Below are 19791 nucleotides of genomic sequence, written 5' to 3'. Positions count from 1 at the left end.
CAGCGCAAAGAACGGAAAGACCATGGCCACCTTCCACTTCGATCTCGTCTCTCCCGAAAAGCTCGCCTTCTCCGGCGAGGTCGATCAGGTTGACGTCCCCGGCGTGGAGGGTGATTTCGGTGTGCTCGCCGGACACGCTCCGGTCATCGCCACGGTTCGTCCGGGCATCCTGACGATCACGACCGCCGGCAAGCGCGAGAAGGTGATCGTGCTCGGCGGCCTTGCCGAGGTGTCGGACAAGGGCCTCACCGTGCTCGCCGACGTCGCGACCGCGCTTGCGGACATCGATCGCGCGAAATTCGCCGAGACGATCAACGAGATGCAGGAGAAGCTCGCCGAGAAGGAGGGCTCCGAGCTCGACCACGCGATCGAGCGGCTCGACCACTTCAAGAGCATCCAGCAAGAGCTCAACACGACGGCTATGCACTAAGGCGCGGTTGCCGACCGGCGATCGCGCCGCCATGTCGAGTGAGCCGACCCCTTAGTGGAATAGCTCACACTTTTTCTATCATAGCCTGAGAAGGCTTGAATAATTCAACGCTCGCCACGCCCTGGCGAGCGTTTCAATGCTTGTTGCGCGCGGGATCGTCTGGCGGCATTCTCCCCGGCATATCTGGGTTCGGGGGCCGCTACTCATGAAGCGCAAGGTCGCAGCGATCCTCGCGGCCGATATCGCAGGTCAGAGCCGATTGGTTGCCGACGATGAGGAAGAGACGCTGCGGCGGCTCGCCTCTTCTCGACAAGTCCGCTTCTTCGCGGTCGGCCCGAACGAACGACCTGCAAATATGTGAAGCAGCTTGCAGCAAGGATCGTGCACAAATGACAAGCTGCAGCGCGATGACGATTTGGCCCGACCGCATCGCGATTTCATTCCTGACATAACGGACAAGCTGCCGTGCTGACCTTCACCACCGATGCTCTCCGCCCCCAGGACCGTTTCGAGCACTGGTGCGAGGTGCGCGGCAAGAGCCTGTTCGGGGTCACGATCGAGCTCGAGCGCGACAAGAGAGCCGATTTCCGCGGACACTTCTCGGCGACGCCGGTGGGCAGTGCCGTGCTGGCGCAAATGTCGGCTTCCTCCTACCGCGTCAGCCGGACCGCATCCGACATCGCGCGCGTTCCGAGCAACAGCCTGCATCTCGCCTGGCAGGTGCGCGGCCCCGGCCACATGAATATCGGTCGCGATCGTGTCCAGTTCGTGCGCAACGGCGACCTGGTGTTCGGCCATTCCAATCTTCCGTTTGCCTCGACACCCGAACGGACCGACGGCTTTGACTTCTTCAGCCTCAAGATCCCGGTCACCGACGAGCTCGTGCTCGGCGCGCGGATCGAGGATGCGCCGCCGGTCGCGCTGGCGCGTGATGCGAGCCTGACCCGGCTTGTCGGCGCCATGTTCCGCTCGATGACGCGAGATCTCGCGCAAGCCGGGCAGTTCGCCGACGACGTTGCGCATATGGTGCGCCTGGCGCTGCTCGCGCGCGGACGCGTGCGGCCACGCCAGGACGAAATCCGTGCCGCGCTGCATGCGGGCTACCTTCATGCCGCCCGCGAAATTCTGTTCCGCGACCTGCATCGCGCCTCGCTCACGCCGGCCGCGGTTGCCGCCGAGCTCGGCATCTCACTGCGGCAATTGCATGCGCTGTTCGAGCCGACCGGCCTGTCATTTGCGCGGACGCTGACGGCGGCAAGGTTGAAGGCGGCGAGGCGCGCGCTCTACGCCATACGGGAGCGCAGCATCGACGAGATCGCGTTCTCGTGCGGCTTCGACAGCATCGCGACCTTCTATCGCGTCTTCCGTTCGACCTACGGCATGACACCGGGCGACGCGCGGCGCATACCGCCGCAGGATCAGCCGGCGAATTCCGCGAACCGGGTCGCGACCGCGCGATAGACGTCGCGGCGGAACGGCACCACGAGATCGGCGACGCGGTCGAGGCGCTCCCAGCGCCATTGATTGAATTCGGCGGGCTGGCCGTTGCGCGGCGTCAATGGATCGATCTCCTCGTCGCGTCCGGTGAAGCGCAGCGCAAACCATTTCTGCCGCTGGCCGCGGAACTTGGCGAGCCGGTGCGATGCCGGCCCGTCATAGGCGGGGAATTCGTAGGTCATCCAGTCGGTCTCGCTGAGATAGTCGGCGTTGACCGCCCCGGTCTCCTCCCACAATTCGCGCATCACGGCCTGGCGCGGATCCTCGCCGGCGTCGATGCCGCCCTGCGGCATCTGCCATTCGAGGCCGGGCAGCACGATCTCCGGACCGTCGTCCTTGATCCGGTGGCCGATCAGCACGCGTCCGTCGGCGTTGAACAGCGCGATGCCCACATTGGGGCGATAGGGCTTATCTGATGACATTCAGTGGGTACGTCGCGCGTTGACCCGGTCGGCTACTTGGCCGCCAGACCGGCAAATTCCTTCACGACGCGCTCATAGACCGGACGCTTGAACGGCACAATCAGCCCCGGCAGATTCTTCATCGGCTCCCAGCGCCAGGTGATGAACTCGGCCTTGTGGCCTCCGCCCGGATTGGCGACGTTGATCTCGTTCTCATCGCCGGTGAAGCGCAGCGCGAACCATTTTTGCCGCTGTCCGCGATAGCGGCCCTTCCAGGCGCGGCCGGCGACGGTGCGCGGGATATCATAGATCAGCCAGTCCGAGACCTCGCCGAGCTTCTCCACGGACTTGATGCTGGTCTCCTCATAGAGCTCGCGCCGCGCCGCCTGAAACGTATCCTCGCCGGGATCGACGCCGCCTTGCGGCATCTGCCAGACATGCGCGTCGTCGACATGCTCGATGCCGCCCGCGCGGCGTCCGATGAAGACCAGCCCCGCAGTATTCAGCAGCATGATGCCGACGCAGGTTCGATAGGGCAGGTCTTCATAACGTGCCATGCTGCCGCTACCTCGCACATTTTCTGGAGCCGCCCGACCCGGCCCCCCCGGCAAGGTCTCGAGCTGCTCCAACGGATTGAATCTTTAGCCCGATTTTGATTTCAGCATCGCCGTTGTCAATGGCACAAGCATAATGCCCTTGGAGTCCAGTGTCTTGAGCCAGGCGCCGAGCCGCTCGATCGAGACCGGCAACGCCGAGGCGACGCCCACCGCTGCGCCGCGTTCCTTGGCGATGGTTTCCAGCTTGACCAGGGCGCGGTCGATTTCCGCCGACGTCGGCACCGCGTCGATGGCGAAATCGGCCTTGGCGAACGGCAATGCCTGCCCCGCGGAAAGGTTCTGCGCGACGCTACGCGGGGTGGAACCGTCGTCGAAATAGCTCAGGCCGCGCTTTGCCGCTTCGCGGACGATGGGCTGCATCACGGGATCGGCCGCAACGAACCGGCCTCCCATGAAATTGGCGATCCCGGCATAGCCCTGCAGGCGGCTGAGGTGCCAATAGAAGCGGTCGAGGTTCTGCTCGCTGCTCAGCGTGGTCAGCAGGGTTTGCGGCCCGGGATCATTGTCGGGATAGTCGAACGGCTCCATCGGGATCTGCAGCAGGATCTCGTGACGCTGGGTCCGGGCACGTTCCGCAAGCTTGCCCGGATCGGAGCCATAGGGCGTGAAGGCCAGCGTCACCGCCGGCGGCAGCTTCATGATGGCGTCGGTGGTCTTGGCGGCGCCGACGCCGAGGCCGGCGACCACGATGGCGACCACGGGCATCCGGGCGGCCTTGGCGCGGTCAGCCTCGGCCGCGTAGACCGTGAACGGCTTCAGGCCGTCGGCGATCACCGGGATCATGCCGTAGCGTGACTTTTCCAGCAGGCGCGGATCGATGCCGGTCATCGCAAGTGGCGGCGTATCGCCGTCGGCCTTGTCGGCCGGATCGCCGGCGCCGATCACCACGTCTTGGCGCTTGCCGCTGGAGCCGTCGATGATGGTGACGGTTCTCGCGTCGCTGGCTGCGGCCGGGGCCTTGGCGGCGGATTTGGCCGCCGGTTCGGCCGCCGCCTGGGCGGCTGGAGCGTGCTTGTCGTCGTCGGCGGCGGGCGGGGGATTGCGCAGCGTGACACGGGCGATCGGCTCGCCCCCGAGCGGGTTGTCGTTGAACAGCGCGATGCCGACAAAGCCGACCAGCACGAGCCCGAGCAGCACGGCGAGCGCCTGCATCGCCGTGAATGGCAGGCGAAACCGGCGCGTCCTGCCCACGGTCGTCTGCCCAAGCGGCGTGCTCAGTTCGTCGGCCGCTTCTGCCATGACCCTCCCCGAATCAACAGCGCGAACGATAGCACGATGCGGTGCAATCCCGCGCGTGCCGGCCTGCCCGGCAAAGCACGGTTACGGGCGGACACCGAAAGCAGAAAGGGCGGCCCGCGGGCCGCCCTGTTCGCCGAATCGATCGGATTAAATCAGTTCGCGGCCTTGTTGCCCGGCTTGTCGACCGCGGCCTTGTCGCGCGCGGCCTCCGGCGCCGCTGGCGCGCTCGAGGTCGACTTGATGCCGTGCAGCAGGTCGTCGGCCATCTTCAGCGCCTTGTCGTCCTTGGCGTCCGGCGGGACGTAGGACTGCGAGCCGGTCTTCTCGTCGCCGTCGTTCTTCAGATGGCCGCGCAGCGAAGCTTCGCCCTTGGTGTCGGTGCGCGCCTTCAGCTCTTCCGGCACGTCCTGCAGCACCTCGATGTCGGGCACGATGCCCTTGGCCTGGATCGACTTGCCCGACGGCGTGTAGTAGCGCGCGGTGGTCAGGCGCAGCGCGCCATTGCCCGAGCCGAGCGGGATGATGGTCTGCACCGAGCCCTTGCCGAACGAACGGGTGCCGACCAGCGTCGCCCGCTTGTGGTCCTGCAGCGCGCCGGCGACGATTTCGGAGGCCGATGCCGAGCCGCCGTTGATCAGCACGATCACCGGCTTGCCCTTGGTCAGGTCGCCCGGATGGGCGGCGCGGCGCTGGGTTTCCTCGGCGTTGCGGCCGCGGGTCGAGACGATCTCGCCACGCTCCAGGAAGGAGTCGGACACCGTGACCGCTTCTTCGAGCAGGCCGCCGGGGTTGTTGCGGAGATCGATGACGTAGCCCTTCAGCTTGTCGCCGATCTGGCCCTGCAGATTGGTGATCTCCTTCTTCAGGCCTTCGGTGGTCTGCTCGTTGAAGGTGGTGATGCGGATATAGGCGATGTCATCGGCCTCGACGCGCGCACGCACCGAGCGGACGCGGATGTTGTCGCGCACCAGCGTGACGTCGATCGGATTGTCCTGGCCCTTGCGGATGATCTTGAGCTTGATCTTGGTGTTGACCGGACCGCGCATCTTCTCGACGGCCTGGTTCAGCGTCAGACCCTGCACCGCCTCGTCGTCGAGGGTCGTGATGATGTCGTTGGCCATGATGCCGGCCTTCGAGGCCGGGGTGTCGTCGATCGGCGAGACGACCTTGATCAGGCCGTCTTCCATCGTGACCTCGATGCCGAGGCCGCCGAACTCGCCGCGGGTCTGCACCTGCATGTCGCGGAAGCTCTTGGCGTCCATGTAGCTCGAGTGCGGGTCGAGGCCGGTCAGCATGCCGGAGATCGCGGATTCGACCAGCTTGCTGTCATCGGGCTTCTCGACATAGTCGCTGCGCACCCGCTCGAACACGTCGCCGAACAGATTGAGCTGGCGATAGGTGTCCGACGTCGCGGCGCGCGCGCTCGATCCCATCAGCACAGCGCGGGGCTGCGTAACGAAAAGCGTCAGGGCCGCGCCGGTGGCGGCGCTAAGGAGAATTACCGAAGTCTTGCGCATCATCCGCGAACCTTTTCGCCTTCATTTGCGGCCCACCATGGACCTGGATCGATTGGAGTGCCGTCTTTCCGGAACTCGACATAGAGCACTGGCTGGCTCGCATTTGTCGCGAGAATGGATGCAACTTGGGACGTCGACCCCATGGTCGCAACCGGCTCCCCCGTAAGTACAAACTGGCCGATGTTTACCGAAATACGCTCCATCCCGGCGATCAGGACATGATACCCGCCCCCGGCATTGAGGATCAAGAGTTGTCCATAGCTACGGAAAGGACCAGCGTAAACAACCCAGCCGTCACACGGGGTTGTGACCTGCGCGCCCGGCTTGGCTGCCAAAGAAATGCCTTTTTGTACGCCCCCCGCGCCGTCGGAACCGCCAAATTCGCGAATCTTGGTACCGTTCACGGGATAGGAGAACAGGCCCTTGGCCGAGGCGAAAGCGACCGCCGGGCTCATGCGGGCCGGGTCCTTGAGCGCCCCCAGATTCGGCTTGCCGTTAACCGTCGCCGGCGCTCCCTGGAGGCTGGCGGTGGCGGCGGCCTTGGCCGCGCTCTTGAGATCCTGCTCCATCTTGGCGATCAGGGTCTGCAGATTGTCGGCCTGCTTCGACAGCGCGATGGCACGGGCGCCTTCGGCCTCCATGTCCTTTTCGGCCGCGCTCTGCTGCCGTTGCCGTTCGTCGACCAGCGCCGCCAGCCGGGTCTGGTCTTCCTTCAGCTTGTCGCGGTCGGCCGCCAGCGCATCGCGTTCGGTCGAGATGGTCTTGCGCAGCGCCACCAGCTCGCCGAGATCGGCCGCAAGCTTCTCGGCGCGGACGCGCAACTCCGGCACCACGGCGCCGAGCAGCATTGCGGTGCGCAGCGATTGCAGCGCGTCCTCGGGCCGCACCAGCAGCGCCGGCGGCGTGCGTCGCCCGGCGCGCTGCAGCGCGGCCAGCACCTCGATCACCTCGGAGCGGCGTGAATCGAGCGAGGCGCGGATTTCGCGCTCACGGCCGTCGAGCGGCTGCAGGCGTGCCTCGGCGTCAGCGATCCGCGTCTCGACGCCGCGGACCTGGCCGGCAATATCGATCAGCTGCTGATTGAGCTTGCTGCGGTCCTGGCCGATCGCGGCGATGTCGGCCTTCAGCTTCTCCTGCAGCTCGGTCGCCTTGCGCTGCTGCTCGCGCGCGGCCTCGAGTTCCTGTTCGCGCTGCTTGATCGCATCGGGCGATGGCTCCGCGGTTGCGGCCTGCTGCGCCGGCGGCGCGGATTGCTGCGCTGGTGGTGTCGCTTGCGCGTGCGCCGCGGCCAGCGGATAGGCGGCGAACATCGCGATCGACAGCGGCAGCGATGCCGGCAGCCGGCGGCGGCGCGCGGTGCCGGCATACGAAGCCGAATACGAAGCTGTGTCCCGCTTGTGCTGCATTCGCGTGAGTTCAGTGGTTTCGACTGTCCGTCACCACGCCTTACGCGCGATGATAGGGGTGGCCGGCCAAAATGGTTGCGGCGCGATAAATCTGTTCCAGAAGCATGACGCGGACCATTTGATGCGGCCAGGTCGCGGAGCCGAATGCAATTCGCAACAAAGCCTTGCGCTGCAATTCAGGCGAAAGTCCGTCTGCGCCGCCGATCACGAAGACAGTATGTGCTGTTCCCTCGTCGCGCCAGCGGCCGAGCTGCCGGGCAAAGGTCGCACTGTCGATGCTCTTGCCGCGTTCGTCGAGGGCGACCAGCGCGTGCTTCTCAGGCAGCAATGCGGAGATCGCCGCAGCCTCCTCGGCAATGCGCGCGGCGGTGTCGCGCGCGCGGCTTTCCGCGATCTCGTGGATCTCGAGGCCGCGAAACCCGAGCTTGCGGCCGATATCCTCGAAGCGCTCGCGGTAACGCTCGGCGAGCTCCCGTTCAGGGCCCTGTTTCAGACGGCCGATGCAGATCACGACAAGGCGCATCAACGCAGACTAGCTGCGCTGCAGCCGATTCGCATCGGCCTCGAACCCCCTTAGACCGCCGCGACCGCCGGGTTCTGAGTCCACAACCGCTCGAGGTTGTAGAACTCGCGCACCTCAGGCCTGAACACGTGCACGATCACCTCGCCGGAATCGATCAGCACCCAGTCGCAATTGGGCAAGCCCTCGACATGGATGTTCTTGACCCCGTTCTCCTTGAGGCTCTTCGTCACATTTTCCGCGATCGCGCCAACGTGCCGGTTAACCCGGCCGGTGGTGACGATCATGTAGTCGGAATATGCGGATTTGCCCCGAAGGTCGATGGTGACCGTCTCTTCCGCCTTCATGTCCTCGAGGCGGGAGAGGATCAGGCTCAGCGTCTTGTTGGCATCCGGTTTGTCGGCGTCCGGTTGCGCCTGCAAGGCCGCGGTTTTCGTCGATGTTTTACGCGCAGTCTTTGGAACCTTGGGTAAAACAGACTTTGACAATACAGATGTGGCCAGGGACCATTCCTTTCACTGTATCGCGGGTGCCGAATCCTCGGCCCCACGCGCCATACTACGCATGTGGGGTTAATGGTTTCAATATTCCAGTAACCCTTTTGCGCTTCATGCCGTTCTCCAGCTCCCGTCCGGGTTCCGAAGTCCGGTCGAAGACAGATTGGATTTCATTCCTGTCAGGAACACCCATGCCGGCGCCTGCTGGTCGGCCAGCCGTGTCGCCTGATTTTCGGGCATGCGATAGCGCGCGAGCGCCTGCGCCGCCGGTGCGGCAAGGGCGCGGAAGCTTTGGGGCGGACGGTCGATCACGGCAATCGGGACATCGGACGCGATGCGCCGCCAATCTTTCCAGCGATGAAATTGCGCGAGATTGTCAGCGCCCATGATCCAGACGAAGTGCACGCCGGAGACACGGCGGCGCAAGTGGATGATCGTGTCCACAGTGTAGCTGACGCCAATGACAGCTTCGAGACAGCTGATGTCGATGCGCGGATCATCGGCAACGCGGCGCGCGGCCTCGGCGCGCTCGGCAAGCGCATGCAGGCCGTCATGGTTCTTCAGCGGGTTGCCCGGCGTCAGCAGCCACCACACGCGGTCGAGCTGCAGGCGCTTGAGCGCAAACAGGCTGATGGCGCGATGCGCGGCGTGCGGCGGATTGAACGAGCCGCCAAGCAGCCCGATGCGCATGCCGTTGGTATAGAACGGAAGCGCCTGGGCTGCGGATAACGACACGCTCGATGCTTGCTGCAATGGCTTACCGTGCGCGTGCGACAATGATCACGGCCGCGTCTGCCCGGTGCCGTGGACGCGGTACTTGAAGCTCGTCAGCTGCTCGGCGCCAACAGGCCCGCGGGCGTGGAATTTGCCGGTAGCAATTCCGATCTCAGCGCCGAAGCCGAACTCGCCGCCGTCGGCGAACTGGGTCGAGGCGTTGTGCAGCACGATCGCCGAATCGACTTCGTTGAGAAACCTTTGCGCGGCAGTGGCATCCTCCGTCACGATCGCATCGGTGTGATGCGAGCCGTGATTTTGAATATGCGTAATCGCTTCATCGAGACCGTCGACGATCCTCGCCGAGATGATCGCGTCCTCGTATTCGGTGTCCCAGTCCTCGTCGGATGCGGGCTTCACCCTGGCATCGACGCCCTGCACGGCGTCGTCGCCGCGCACCTCGCAACCGGCATCGATCAACAGCTCGACCAGCGGTTTCAGCTGCGTCGCGGCAGCGTTGCGATCGACCAGCAGGGTCTCGACGGCGCCGCAGACGCCGGGACGGCGCATCTTGGCGTTCAGCACGACCGCCTTGGCCATATCGAGCCTGGCGCTGGCATCGACGTAGATGTGGTTGACGCCCTCGAGATGCGCGAACACCGGAACGCGTGCCTCCGCCTCGACGCGTGCGACGAGACTCTTGCCGCCGCGCGGTACGATCACATCGATGCCGCCGTTCAATCCCGTCAGCATCAGGCCGACGGCCGCACGGTCACGGGTCGGCACCAGGGTAATCGCGGCCTCGGGCAGGCCGGCTTCACGCAGGCCCTGCACGAGGCAATCATGGATCGCACGGCAGGAGCGGAAACTGTCCGAGCCGCCGCGCAGGATCACGGCGTTGCCGGACTTCAAGCACAGCACACCAGCGTCGGCGGCGACGTTGGGGCGGCTCTCGAAGATCACGCCGATGACGCCGAGCGGCACGCGGACGCGTTCGATGGTCATGCCGTTCGGCCGCTGCCAGCTTTCGGTGACGGCGCCGACCGGATCGATGATCTCGCGCACGGTCGCAACGCCATCGGCCATGCCGGCAACGCGCGCCTGGGTCAGCGTCAGGCGGTCGACGAAGGCGGAGGTCATGCCGCTCGCGCGCGCCTCGGCAACATCCTCGGCATTGGCGGCGAGGATGGCCGGCGCGTCGGCGCGGATCGCGCGCTCGATCGCGGCGAGCGCCCGGTCCTTCTGCTCCGGCGGCGCCAGCGCCAGCACGCGCGCCGCGGCGCGCGCCTTGGCGGCGAGGTCGGTCATCAGGGCAGTAAGATCGGCGTTGCCGTCGATCGCCTTCAGGGGGGCGCTCATGAAACTACCAGCTTTGGACTAAGGCCATGTTCTAGCATGGCAATTGAAGGGTGGCGAGGCGCGGAACCGGCATGGCAGGTGGGCGGCAGGCCGCCTCGCTCGGCCAATGGCCTATCCAGTGGCTTATTTGGGCGGGATCGCCCCGGCCGGGCCGATCACGAGGTCGTCGCGATGGATCATCTCGGACCGGCCGCTGATGCCCAGAATGGTCATCACGTCGGGCGAGGAGCGGCCCATGATCTTCTCGGCGTTCTCGGCGTCGTATGCGACCAGGCCGCGGCCGATCTCGTGGGTGTCGGGGCCGCGCACCACCACGGCATCGCCGCGGGCGAACTGGCCGTCGACCCGGATCACGCCAGCCGGCAACAGGCTCTTGCCGGCGCGCAGCGCCGCCACCGCGCCGGCATCGATGGTCAAGGTGCCCTTTGGCTCGAGTGAGCCCGCGATCCAGCGTTTGCGCGCGGTGACGGGATTGGCGGGGGTCAGGAACCAGGTGCAGCGGCCGCCGTCGGCGATCGCAGCAAGCGGATGCTCGATCTTGCCCGATGCGATCAGCATGTGGGTGCCGGCCGTGGTCGCTATCTTCGCGGCTTCGATCTTGGTGGTCATGCCGCCGCGCGACAATTCGGACCCGGCCGAGCCGGCCATCCCCTCGATCTCCGAGGTGATGCTTTCGACCACCGGGATCAGCCTGGCGTCGGAATCGAGCGCGGGCGGCGCGGTGTAGAGGCCGTCGATATCGGACAGCAGGATCAGAAGATCCGCGCTCGCCATGGTGGCGACGCGGGCGGCGAGGCGATCATTGTCGCCATAGCGGATCTCGGTGGTCGCGACCGTGTCATTCTCGTTGATCACGGGCACCGCGCCCCATTCCAGCAGCTTTGCGATCGTCGAGCGCGCGTTGAGATAGCGGCGGCGCTCTTCGGTGTCCTGCAGCGTCACCAGAATCTGCCCGGCGCCGATGCCGTGATGGCCGAGCACCTCCGACCAGATTCGCGCCAGCGCGATCTGGCCGACCGCTGCGGCAGCCTGGCTCTCTTCGAGCTTCAGCGGGCCGCGCGGCAGCTTCAGGCGGCTGCGGCCGAGCGCGATCGAGCCCGACGACACCACCATGACCTCGCAGCCTCGCTTGTGCAGCTTTGCGATGTCCTCGACCAGCGCGGCGAGCCAGGACGCGCGCACCTCGCCGGCCTGCGAGTCGACCAGCAGCGATGAGCCGACCTTGACGACGATGCGGCGAAAGTTCTTGAGCGCGGGGCGTTTCATGGATTTGGTCTGGCAGGAAGGTGGAAGCAATAGACGCCACAATGTGGCTTGGGAAGTCCAGGCGTTGCGCGGCTTGTGCCGTTCAACCCTGCGGCACCGGCGTCGCCCACGGCTCCGCCTGACCCTTGGCCTTGTTGGACACCGGCGCTTCGCCGATCACGTCGACCAGCGCGCGCAGCGCATCCTGCACGCCTTCGCCGGTCGCGCCTGACAGCAACAGCGGCGTCTTCTTCGCCGCCCGCTTGAGGCGGTCCTTCTGCTTCTTCAGTTCGTCGGGCGCGACCGCGTCGATCTTGTTGAGCGCGACGATCTCGATCTTGTCGGCGAGATGGCCCTCATAGGCTTCGAGTTCGGTGCGCACCGTCTTGTAGGCCTTGCCGGCATGCTCGCAGGTCGCATCGACCAGATGCAGCAGCACGCGGCAGCGCTCGACGTGACCGAGGAAGCGGTCGCCGAGCCCGGCGCCTTCATGCGCGCCCTCGATCAGGCCGGGGATGTCGGCGAGCACGAATTCGCGGCCGCCGAAATTCACCACGCCCAGCTGCGGATGCAGCGTGGTGAAGGGATAGTCGGCGATCTTCGGCCGTGCCGCGCTGACCACCGAGAGGAAGGTCGATTTGCCGGCATTGGGCAGGCCGACCAGCCCGGCGTCGGCGATCAGCTTCAGCCGCAGCCAGATCCAGCGCTCTTCGCCGGGCGCGCCGGGATTGGCGTTGCGCGGCGCGCGGTTGGTGGAGGATTTGAAATGCGCGTTGCCGAAGCCGCCATTGCCGCCTTCAGCCAGCACGAATTTCTCGCCGAGCTCGGTGAAGTCGTGCAGCAGGGTCTCGCGGTCCTCGTCGAACACCTGGGTGCCGACCGGCACCTTCAGCACGATCGGCTTGCCGTTGGCGCCATGGCGGTCCTTGCCCATGCCATTGGTGCCCTTCTGTGCCTTGAAGTGCTGCTGGTAGCGGTAATCGATCAGCGTGTTCAGTCCGTCGACGGACTCGATGATGACGTCACCGCCGCGACCACCATTGCCGCCGGAGGGACCGCCGAACTCGATGAACTTCTCGCGCCGGAACGCGACGCAGCCGTTGCCGCCGTCGCCCGAGCGAATATAGACCTTGGCTTCATCGAGGAATTTCATGATTTTCACTAGTTAGGGCAGGGTGGCCGCGGCGGCAACCCGGAAAGGCCCTGACTTCTGCGAAAAGCCTTAATTTTCGGGCCTTTTTACGGCCCTTGCGGCTAACTCGGCCGCCGCCGGACCAGGAATTTCTGCATCCCCTCGAGCACCAGCTCGCGGCGCTGGTTGTGCACGGTCGAGCGCAGCGTCACGACGCCGGTGGTCTTGCCCGGCGACAGCTCGATCACCTCCAGCGCGGGGTAGATGGTATCGCCGGCATAGACCGGTTTCAGGAACTTGCTCGATTGCTCGAGGAAGCCGATCAGCGACTCCTCCACGACATAGGGGAACAATCCCGCGCCGGGCGCGGTGTGCACCAGGGTCTGGAAGCCGTGCGCGAGCAAATCAGGCATGCCGCGCGCGCGGCAATATTCGACGTCGTAATGGATCGGATGTGTGTCGCCGCTGGCGGTCTGGAACGCCGCGAACACCGCCGAGGTCTGGGTCCGGCTCGGAATCACGAAGCGCTCGCCGAGCACGAAATCCTCGAACCAGCGCTGCGCGGGGACCATGCGATGCTGGGTGGGGTCGAATTCGCTCATGCGGCGTTTCCTGCTCTTTTTGTTGCCGGGATGAGCTACCGGTATCGCAGCGGCGCAGGTGCGGCAATCCGTTCAATTCGTCATGCCCGGGCTTGTCCCGGGCATCCACGTCTTTAAAACCGGACGACTCGGGAACAAAAGCGCAAGTCTGCTCATGAGCCTGTTCGCAAAGCTGTCCTCCTACGACGACCGATCGGCGCGGCTCGCCGGCATCGGGTTGATGCTGCTGTCGATCTTCATGTTCTCGTTCGGCGATGCGATGGGCAAATTCATCGTCGCCACCTATTCGGTCGGGCAATTGCTGTGGCTGCGCGCCTGTGCGGCGCTGCTCGTGCTGCTGCCGATCGTGTGGCAGCGGCGCGCGGATTTTCTGCATCTGGAACGCCCGTGGCTGCAATTGCTGCGCGTCACGCTGTCGACGGTGGAGGTTGCGGCGTTCTTCCTGGCGACCGTCTATCTGCCGCTCGCCGACGTCATCACCTACTATCTGGCCGGACCGATCTTCGTCACCGCGATGTCGGGCCTCGTGCTCGGCGAGCATATCGGCTGGCGGCGCTGGACCGCGATCCTGGTCGGCTTCTGCGGGGTGTTGATCGCGCTTCGGCCGTCGGCGCAGACCATCAGCTGGCCGGCAATGATCGCGCTCGGCGGCAGCCTGTCGTTTGCGGTGCTGATGCTGATCACGCGCTCGCTGCGCGCGACGCCCGATATCGTGCTGGCGACGTCGCAATTCGGCGGCACCTTCATCCTGGGCCTCGTGCTCTCGCCGTTCGGCTGGGTGACGCCGTCAGCCGGCAGCCTCGTGCTGTTCTTCACCGCCGGCATCATCTCGGTCGCGGCGCTGCTTTGCGTCAATCGTTCGCTGAAGCTCGCGCCGGCGAGCGTGGTGGTGCCGTACCAGTATTCGATGATCGTCTGGGCGGTGATCTTCGGCTTCGTGGTGTTCGGCGACGTGCCGTCCTGGGCCACCATCGTCGGCGCCGCTGTCATCATCGCGGCCGGCCTCTACATCTTCGTGCGCGAGCAGCAGCTCGGACGCACGGATTCCGCGATCAATCCGCCGGCGTGATGTTTACCCTCCCCTGGAGGGGGAGGGTCGACGCGAATGCAATGAGCGGCGGGGTGGGGTGAAGGTCTCTCCTCATCCAACGGTGCCCGAGTGGAGAGATCACCCCACCCCGTTGCGCCTTCCGCTGCGCTTCATGCGCAACGACCCTCCCCCTCCAGGGGAGGGTGAAGCCAAAAGCCTCAGCTCTCCCGCCGGGTCGAGTTGTTCCAGCGCTTCAGCGACGTCCAGACACCGCGTGACAGGCGGAAGCAGTCGACCGGGCTCGAGGAGCCCAGCGCCTCGAAGCGGTGCAGCTCGACGCCGCCCCACTGGAAGCCGCACTTCTCGAGAATGTTGCGCGACGACGGATTGACGACGCGGGCGCCCGAGATCAGCTGGTCGAGATCGAACTCCTCGAAGAAGTAATCGATCACCGCGCGCGCAGCCTCGGTGCCGAAGCCCTGGCCCCAATAGTCGACGCCGAGCCAGTAGCCGAGTTCGGCCGATGTCTCCTCGCGCCAGTCGATGCCGACCATGCCGATCGGCGTGTGATTGTTCTCGATCAGGAAAACGGTTTCGCGCCCGCCGGCGCCGAGCGCGCGCACGAAGTCGATGGCGTCGTCCTGGGTATAGGGATGCGGCAGGCGGCGTGTGTTCTCCGCGATGCGGCGGTCATTGGCGAGGCGTGCGATTGCTTTTACGTCCGCGAGCGTCGGCTTGCGCAATGTCAGCCGTTCTGTCTCGAGGACGCAAGCTCTTGCCTCGCGCAAGGTCGGCGTCGGGATGTCCTGCAACATGTCGAGCTCCTGTGATGCGAAAAAATCGGTACGCAACGCTTGGAACGTCACGCGCGGTCGAAGTGGAATGCGCGCAACAAAAAGGGGAGGCCGGTCATCCCGCCTCCCCTTGGAGCCCTTTGCGACTCCGCCGGTTCAACAGGACCCGGCGGACTCATGTGTGTCCACCGTCTACTCGGCCGCCTCTGCCATCGGAATAACCGATACGAATGTGCGGCCGTTGGCTTTGGCACGGAACTCGACATGACCCTCGACCTTGGCGAAGAGAGTATGATCGGTGCCCATGCCGACATTAAGGCCAGGATGCCAGGTGGTGCCGCGCTGACGCGCGATGATGTTTCCGGGGATCACGCGCTCGCCACCGAACGCCTTGATGCCAAGGCGCTTGCCCTTGGAATCACGCCCGTTGCGCGATGAACCGCCTGCTTTTTTGTGAGCCATGGCTCGTCTCCGACTTCGCTTTGATCTCTAGATCAATTCCTTGACGGAATCATTTCACGTTTTGTCACGCTTCACATCTGAAAGCGCGACGATCACTTCTTCTTAAGCCTTGGCCGCGGCCTTCTTGGCCGGAGCCTTCTTGGCGGCCGGCGCCTTTGCGGGCGCCTTCTTCTTGGCCGCCTTTGGCGCTGCATCCTCGCCATCGGCGGGCGCTGCGACCTTTTCCTTCTTCGGCCGCGGGCCGACGGTCGGCTTGGCGTTATCGGCGAGGATCTCGGTGATGCGAAGCACCGTGAGCTCGTCGCGATAGCCGCGCTTGCGGCGTGAATTCTTGCGGCGACGCTTCTTGAACGCGATCACCTTGGCGCCGCGCTTGTGCTGCAGCACTTCAGCTGCAACGGACGCGCCTGCCACGGTGGGCGTTCCCAGCACCGGCGTATCACCGCCGAGCACCAGAACTTCGCCAAGCTGCACGATCGTGCCGACATCGCCGGCGATCTTGCCTATCTCGAGTACATCATTCGGAGCGACACGGTATTGCCGGCCGCCGGTTTTGATGACTGCGAACATCGTTTGATTCCTTCGTGTTCGATCCCGGCCTCGGACGATTCGCCCGGGTCGGCTTTTTGTTCAGTCGCTATGGGTTGCGTGTCTCGTGCGAAGGGAATGAATTCCCAAATGGTCCGCACAAAAACGATCGGCGCGAGAAATCCCCGCGCCGGATGGGGGGACTTATAGCCGCAAACGACCGAGAGTCAAGGTAAAGCAGGGCAAAAACCGGCCAAAAATGAAGGGTTTGGCATGGTTTTGGCCGAGATTGGCGGCTCAAGCCTGCGCCTGGGCCGCGATCCTCGCGTGGCGTCGGATTGTCTGGGGCGGCTGGCCCAGCACCCGCAAGAACGCCCGCCGCATCCGTTCGCGGTCGGCAAAGCCGGTCTCTACGGCAATTTCGTCCATCGAATGGCGGCCGTCACCGATCAATTCGCGCGCCGCCTCGACCCTAAGATGCTCGATCGCCTTGGCCGGTGACTGGCCGGTCTCTGAACGGAAGGCGCGGCTGAACTGGCGCGGGCTGAGCCGTGCGACGGCGGCCAATTCCTCGACCGAGAGCTCGTTGCGCAGATGCGCCTTGGCGTAATTGAGCGCGTTCTGGATACGATCGGATTTCGGGTCGAGCTCGAGCAGCGCCGAAAACTGCGACTGTCCGCCGGTGCGGCGGTGATAGACGACGAGCTTGCGCGCCACCGAGCGGGCGACCTCGACGCCGAGGTCATGCTCGACCATCGCCAGCGCCAGATCGATCGTCGCGGTCATGCCGGCCGAGGTCCAGATCGGCCCGTCGACGATGTAGATGCGGTCCTGCTCGACTTTCAGCTTGGGAAAGCGCGCCTGCAGCTCGGCGGCGTATTGCCAATGCGTGGAGACGCGCCGGCCGTCGAGCAGGCCGGCTTCGGCGAGCGAGAAGGCGCCGACGCAGGGCGCGGCGATGCGCTGTGACGCCGTCAGGGCGCGGCGAACATAGTCGGTCAGCTTCGGTGACGCTGGATGCAGCTCGGTGCCCGCGCCGACGAACAGCGTGTCGAAGCTGCGCGCGCTGAACGCTTCGGTCTCGACATTGAAGCCCGCGGATGACCGCACCGGGCCGCCATTCTCGGACAGCAGTGTGACCCGGTAGAAATTTTCACCCGCCACCAGATTGGCGATCTCGAAGGCGGTGATGGCGGTGAAGCCCATCACCTGGAAGCCCGGGAAGACGACGAAGCCGATCTCCTGCATGGAACCCTCCAGCCACGATACATGTCCTAAAAAGGTGTATATATGACATTTAAGCCATGCAAGGGGGCTTGTAAAACTTGAGCCGCGGCCAAAACCGGCCGCCCAGGTCAAACAGGAGACCAACATGACCAAGTCAGCCAAAGGAACGGCGCTCGTTACCGGTGCGTCGTCCGGAATCGGTGCCATCTACGCGGACCGGCTCGCACGGCGTGGCTACGATCTGATCCTCGTCGCACGCAACCGCGAGCGCCTCAATGGGCTTGCCAAGCGTCTGTCGGCGGAGACAGGCCGATCGATCGAGATCGTTGCCGCCGACCTCGGCAAGCGCGGCGACGTGTCACGGATCGAATCCATTCTGCGCAGCAATACCGGCATCAGCCTGCTGGTGAACAATGCGGGCGTCGGTGCAACCGCGCCGCTGCTCGCATCCGATGTCGACAAGATGAGCGACATGATTGCGCTCAATGTCGATGCGCTGATGCGCCTGACCTATGCGGCGGTGCCGGGATTTGTCGCGCGCGGCAACGGCACCATCGTCAACATCGCCTCGATCGTCGGTGTCGCGCCCGAAATTCTCAACGGCGTCTACGGCGGCAGCAAGGCTTTCGTCCTCGCCTTGACGCAGTCGTTGCAGCATGAGCTCAAGGACAAGAACATCCGGGTCCAGGCCGTGCTGCCGGGCGCCACCGCGACCGAATTCTGGGGCGTGGCCGGTACGCCGGTCGAGCATCTGCCCGGCGAGATCGTGATGAAGGCCGAGGACATGGTCGATGCCGCGCTCGCCGGTCTCGATCAGGGCGAGGTCATCACCGTGCCTGCGCTGCCGGATGCCGCCGATTGGCAGGCCTATGAGTCTGCCCGCCAGAAGCTGATGCCGAACCTGTCGCGCAGCACGCCTGCGGCGCGCTACGGGCTGAAGGCCGCCTGACGCCCCTGCGAAAATTGCGTCCCGCGCAGGCCGAGTGCCCGAACGCGGGACGCAACCATTTGAGTTCCCGGCCGTTACAGCATGATCCGGAAAAGTGCGAAGTGGTTTTCCGAAATGATCATGCTCAAACAATAGTGCAGGCAACCTCAAGCGGGCAGGCAAGGGCGAATGGCTGAAGACGCTGGATTGACCACGGGCATCGCGCACCACGGTGCCGCGCGGTTGCCGTCTGTCGACATCGACAGCTTCAACATCGAGCTGAAGGACGACGAGGGCTTTCTCGGCGATCGCGCCTCGAAGGGCGCGTTCCGCAAGATCCTCGACCGCTGGCGCAAGCCGCTGCGCAAATCGGACGAGGATCCGTTCGGCGACGAGCCGTCGGACAAGATCAGCAAGAAGAAGCTCGATGAGCTGTTGGTCGGCGACGACACCGAGGCCTCGGCGGTCGTGCACAGCGCCATCGAGGAGTTTGCGCAGGAGCTCGCCCATGTGACGCGGCGCTTCCTCAACACCAAGGCCTGGGCCAAGACCGAGCGCATCGTGGTCGGCGGCGGCTTCCGCGACTCCAGGCTCGGCGAACTCGCCATCGCACGCACCGAGATCATCCTGAAGTCGGAGGATTTCAAGGTCGATTTGCTGCCGATCCGCTTTCACCCCGACGATGCCGGCCTGATCGGCACGCTGCATCTGGCGCCATCGTGGATTTTCGAGGCCCATGACGGCGTCCTCGCCGTCGACATCGGCGGCACCAATATCCGCTGCGGCGTGGTCGAGTCGCGCTGGAAGAAGGCGCCCGATCTCTCCAAGGCGGCGGTCTGGAAATCGGAGCTGTGGCGCCACGCCGATGACGAGCCGACGCGCGAGGGCGCGGTGAAGCGGCTGGTGAAGATGCTGAAGGAGTTGATTGCCGCCGCCGAGAAGGAGAATCTCAAGCTCGCGCCGTTCATCGGCATCGCCTGTCCCGGCGTCATCAATGACGACGGATCGATCGAAAAGGGCGCGCAGAACCTGCCCGGCAATTGGGAGAGCAGCAAATTCAACTTGCCGGCGAGTCTGGTCGAGGCGATCCCGCAGATCGGCGATCATGACACCGCGATCGTGATGCACAATGACGGCGTGGTGCAGGGGCTGGCCGAGGTCCCGTTCATGCAGGACGTCGCGCGCTGGGGCGTGCTGACGATCGGAACCGGGCTTGGCAATGCCCGCTACACCAATCGCAAGCGGGAGAACGGCAAGGACGAGAAGAAGGCCGAGAAGAAAGACAAGGATGACGAGAGCGAAAAGAGCGAGAAAAAGGCCAAAAAAGCCAGGAAAGCCGACGCCTGAGCCGTGCGGGCTTCAGCGATCGTGCGCGCTCCATCCGGGCTACGGTCTGCCTTCTCCTTCCCCCTGAAAGGGGGAAGGTCGGGATGGGGGTCAGCCGCAGGCGATGCTGTTTGCGGAGAGAGCAGATCTCCACCCGCTTTGCTCTGGCGAGCAAAGCGACCTCCCCTTTTCAAGGGGAGGTAAGCATGCGTAGATGGGGTAACGGGCCGGCCGCCCGCTCGCTACGGCGCAATTTGGAAGCGCGCTCGCGAGCGGCCTGTTGGTTGGAAGGCGGTCGTCCCTCAAACTGATGGTGTTCA

The 19791-nt window shown here is 64.9% G+C and carries 22 protein-coding genes; 6 read left to right on the top strand and 16 right to left on the bottom strand.

Translation table 11 applies throughout. From position 1 onward, the window contains the following. Positions 1-22: 22 nt before the first annotated feature. From ACZBJS_RS15780 to ACZBJS_RS15770, 3 genes are all read left to right on the top strand, one after another. A complete protein-coding gene (locus ACZBJS_RS15780) occupies positions 23-430 on the top strand; it encodes a F0F1 ATP synthase subunit epsilon (RefSeq protein WP_028336321.1) in 408 nt (135 codons plus the stop codon). 205 nt (positions 431-635) lie between these two features. Then, on the top strand, positions 636-791 hold the full coding sequence (locus tag ACZBJS_RS15775) for a hypothetical protein (protein WP_225163875.1): 156 nt from the start codon (positions 636-638) through the stop codon (positions 789-791). Between the two features lie 104 nt (positions 792-895). Then, entirely contained in the window at positions 896-1891 is a 996-nt protein-coding gene (locus tag ACZBJS_RS15770; RefSeq protein ID WP_316398403.1) for a helix-turn-helix domain-containing protein, read from the top strand. Here ACZBJS_RS15770 and ACZBJS_RS15765 read toward each other — a convergent pair. The 12 genes from ACZBJS_RS15765 to ACZBJS_RS15710 form a co-directional block, all read right to left on the bottom strand. Next, positions 1849-2349, bottom strand: a complete 501-nt coding sequence (locus tag ACZBJS_RS15765) for an RNA pyrophosphohydrolase (protein WP_316398404.1) — start codon at positions 2347-2349, stop codon at positions 1849-1851. The two genes, ACZBJS_RS15770 and ACZBJS_RS15765, sit on opposite strands and share 43 nt — an antisense overlap. Before the next feature lie 32 nt (positions 2350-2381). Next, on the bottom strand, positions 2382-2885 hold the full coding sequence (locus ACZBJS_RS15760) for an RNA pyrophosphohydrolase (RefSeq protein ID WP_028336325.1): 504 nt from the start codon (positions 2883-2885) through the stop codon (positions 2382-2384). A gap of 84 nt (positions 2886-2969) precedes the next feature. Beyond that, positions 2970-4184: a divergent polysaccharide deacetylase family protein gene (locus ACZBJS_RS15755; RefSeq protein WP_168857719.1), complete on the bottom strand. Its 1215-nt coding sequence runs from the start codon at positions 4182-4184 to the stop codon at positions 2970-2972. A gap of 152 nt (positions 4185-4336) precedes the next feature. Then, positions 4337-5704, bottom strand: a complete 1368-nt coding sequence (locus ACZBJS_RS15750; protein WP_057020912.1) for a S41 family peptidase — start codon at positions 5702-5704, stop codon at positions 4337-4339. Continuing rightward, a complete protein-coding gene (locus ACZBJS_RS15745; protein ID WP_316398405.1) occupies positions 5701-7107 on the bottom strand; it encodes a murein hydrolase activator EnvC family protein in 1407 nt (468 codons plus the stop codon). The genes ACZBJS_RS15750 and ACZBJS_RS15745 overlap by 4 nt, the downstream gene beginning before the upstream one ends. A 40-nt stretch (positions 7108-7147) precedes the next feature. After that, positions 7148-7630, bottom strand: coding sequence for a 23S rRNA (pseudouridine(1915)-N(3))-methyltransferase RlmH (gene rlmH / locus ACZBJS_RS15740; protein ID WP_057020910.1), 483 nt, complete (start codon positions 7628-7630; stop codon positions 7148-7150). Positions 7631-7680: 50 nt separating this feature from the next. Further along, the gene (rsfS, locus tag ACZBJS_RS15735; protein WP_016847840.1) at positions 7681-8049 is read right to left on the bottom strand and encodes a ribosome silencing factor; all 369 of its coding nucleotides are present in this window, start codon (positions 8047-8049) and stop codon (positions 7681-7683) included. A gap of 186 nt (positions 8050-8235) precedes the next feature. Then, positions 8236-8859, bottom strand: a complete 624-nt coding sequence (locus ACZBJS_RS15730; RefSeq protein ID WP_080583350.1) for a nicotinate-nucleotide adenylyltransferase — start codon at positions 8857-8859, stop codon at positions 8236-8238. Positions 8860-8904: 45 nt separating this feature from the next. Further along, complete coding sequence (locus tag ACZBJS_RS15725) at positions 8905-10197, bottom strand: glutamate-5-semialdehyde dehydrogenase (protein WP_316398406.1); 1293 nt, start codon at positions 10195-10197, stop codon at positions 8905-8907. Positions 10198-10320: 123 nt separating this feature from the next. Beyond that, positions 10321-11463: a glutamate 5-kinase gene (gene proB / locus ACZBJS_RS15720; protein WP_016847843.1), complete on the bottom strand. Its 1143-nt coding sequence runs from the start codon at positions 11461-11463 to the stop codon at positions 10321-10323. Between the two features lie 82 nt (positions 11464-11545). Further along, the gene (gene obgE, locus ACZBJS_RS15715; protein ID WP_038384668.1) at positions 11546-12595 is read right to left on the bottom strand and encodes a GTPase ObgE; all 1050 of its coding nucleotides are present in this window, start codon (positions 12593-12595) and stop codon (positions 11546-11548) included. 101 nt (positions 12596-12696) lie between these two features. Then, positions 12697-13176: a MaoC family dehydratase gene (locus ACZBJS_RS15710; RefSeq protein WP_316398407.1), complete on the bottom strand. Its 480-nt coding sequence runs from the start codon at positions 13174-13176 to the stop codon at positions 12697-12699. Positions 13177-13330: 154 nt separating this feature from the next. Between ACZBJS_RS15710 and ACZBJS_RS15705 the strand changes: the two genes are divergently transcribed. After that, positions 13331-14245: a DMT family transporter gene (locus ACZBJS_RS15705; RefSeq protein WP_092090040.1), complete on the top strand. Its 915-nt coding sequence runs from the start codon at positions 13331-13333 to the stop codon at positions 14243-14245. Between the two features lie 179 nt (positions 14246-14424). Here the strand turns inward: ACZBJS_RS15705 and ACZBJS_RS15700 are convergent, their stop codons facing one another. The 4 genes from ACZBJS_RS15700 to ACZBJS_RS15685 all read right to left on the bottom strand — a co-directional run bounded on the left by ACZBJS_RS15700 (position 14425) and on the right by ACZBJS_RS15685 (position 17238). Beyond that, entirely contained in the window at positions 14425-15021 is a 597-nt protein-coding gene (locus tag ACZBJS_RS15700) for a GNAT family N-acetyltransferase (RefSeq protein ID WP_028336336.1), read from the bottom strand. A 171-nt stretch (positions 15022-15192) separates the two neighbouring features. After that, a complete protein-coding gene (gene rpmA / locus ACZBJS_RS15695; protein WP_016847848.1) occupies positions 15193-15462 on the bottom strand; it encodes a 50S ribosomal protein L27 in 270 nt (89 codons plus the stop codon). 102 nt (positions 15463-15564) lie between these two features. Next, entirely contained in the window at positions 15565-16032 is a 468-nt protein-coding gene (gene rplU / locus ACZBJS_RS15690) for a 50S ribosomal protein L21 (RefSeq protein ID WP_316398408.1), read from the bottom strand. A gap of 255 nt (positions 16033-16287) precedes the next feature. After that, the gene (locus tag ACZBJS_RS15685; protein ID WP_057020904.1) at positions 16288-17238 is read right to left on the bottom strand and encodes a GlxA family transcriptional regulator; all 951 of its coding nucleotides are present in this window, start codon (positions 17236-17238) and stop codon (positions 16288-16290) included. 124 nt (positions 17239-17362) lie between these two features. Here ACZBJS_RS15685 and ACZBJS_RS15680 point away from each other — a divergent pair, with 124 nt between their 5' ends. Together ACZBJS_RS15680 and ACZBJS_RS15675 are read left to right on the top strand one after the other, a co-directional pair. Next, complete coding sequence (locus ACZBJS_RS15680; RefSeq protein WP_316398409.1) at positions 17363-18166, top strand: SDR family NAD(P)-dependent oxidoreductase; 804 nt, start codon at positions 17363-17365, stop codon at positions 18164-18166. Between the two features lie 168 nt (positions 18167-18334). Further along, a complete protein-coding gene (locus tag ACZBJS_RS15675) occupies positions 18335-19492 on the top strand; it encodes an ROK family protein (RefSeq protein ID WP_316398410.1) in 1158 nt (385 codons plus the stop codon). Positions 19493-19791 lie beyond the last annotated feature (299 nt).

This window comes from Bradyrhizobium sp. KZN70725 (genome assembly GCF_055264925.1).
This window is presented reverse-complemented; position numbering and strand designations above follow the sequence as displayed.

Coding starts and splice junctions, on each gene's coding strand:
- rplU (WP_316398408.1), bottom strand. CDS start 16,032: ATGTTCGCAGTCATCAAAACCGGCGGCCGGCAATACCGTGTCGCTCCG.
- ACZBJS_RS15725 (WP_316398406.1), bottom strand. CDS start 10,197: ATGAGCGCCCCCCTGAAGGCGATCGACGGCAACGCCGATCTTACTGCC.
- ACZBJS_RS15760 (WP_028336325.1), bottom strand. CDS start 2,885: ATGGCACGTTATGAAGACCTGCCCTATCGAACCTGCGTCGGCATCATG.
- ACZBJS_RS15775 (WP_225163875.1), top strand. CDS start 636: ATGAAGCGCAAGGTCGCAGCGATCCTCGCGGCCGATATCGCAGGTCAG.
- ACZBJS_RS15745 (WP_316398405.1), bottom strand. CDS start 7,107: ATGCAGCACAAGCGGGACACAGCTTCGTATTCGGCTTCGTATGCCGGC.
- ACZBJS_RS15765 (WP_316398404.1), bottom strand. CDS start 2,349: ATGTCATCAGATAAGCCCTATCGCCCCAATGTGGGCATCGCGCTGTTC.
- ACZBJS_RS15680 (WP_316398409.1), top strand. CDS start 17,363: ATGACCAAGTCAGCCAAAGGAACGGCGCTCGTTACCGGTGCGTCGTCC.
- obgE (WP_038384668.1), bottom strand. CDS start 12,595: ATGAAATTCCTCGATGAAGCCAAGGTCTATATTCGCTCGGGCGACGGC.
- ACZBJS_RS15685 (WP_057020904.1), bottom strand. CDS start 17,238: ATGCAGGAGATCGGCTTCGTCGTCTTCCCGGGCTTCCAGGTGATGGGC.
- ACZBJS_RS15710 (WP_316398407.1), bottom strand. CDS start 13,176: ATGAGCGAATTCGACCCCACCCAGCATCGCATGGTCCCCGCGCAGCGC.
- ACZBJS_RS15705 (WP_092090040.1), top strand. CDS start 13,331: ATGAGCCTGTTCGCAAAGCTGTCCTCCTACGACGACCGATCGGCGCGG.
- ACZBJS_RS15675 (WP_316398410.1), top strand. CDS start 18,335: ATGGCTGAAGACGCTGGATTGACCACGGGCATCGCGCACCACGGTGCC.
- ACZBJS_RS15780 (WP_028336321.1), top strand. CDS start 23: ATGGCCACCTTCCACTTCGATCTCGTCTCTCCCGAAAAGCTCGCCTTC.
- rpmA (WP_016847848.1), bottom strand. CDS start 15,462: ATGGCTCACAAAAAAGCAGGCGGTTCATCGCGCAACGGGCGTGATTCC.
- proB (WP_016847843.1), bottom strand. CDS start 11,463: ATGAAACGCCCCGCGCTCAAGAACTTTCGCCGCATCGTCGTCAAGGTC.
- ACZBJS_RS15750 (WP_057020912.1), bottom strand. CDS start 5,704: ATGATGCGCAAGACTTCGGTAATTCTCCTTAGCGCCGCCACCGGCGCG.
- ACZBJS_RS15755 (WP_168857719.1), bottom strand. CDS start 4,184: ATGGCAGAAGCGGCCGACGAACTGAGCACGCCGCTTGGGCAGACGACC.
- rlmH (WP_057020910.1), bottom strand. CDS start 7,630: ATGCGCCTTGTCGTGATCTGCATCGGCCGTCTGAAACAGGGCCCTGAA.
- ACZBJS_RS15700 (WP_028336336.1), bottom strand. CDS start 15,021: ATGTTGCAGGACATCCCGACGCCGACCTTGCGCGAGGCAAGAGCTTGC.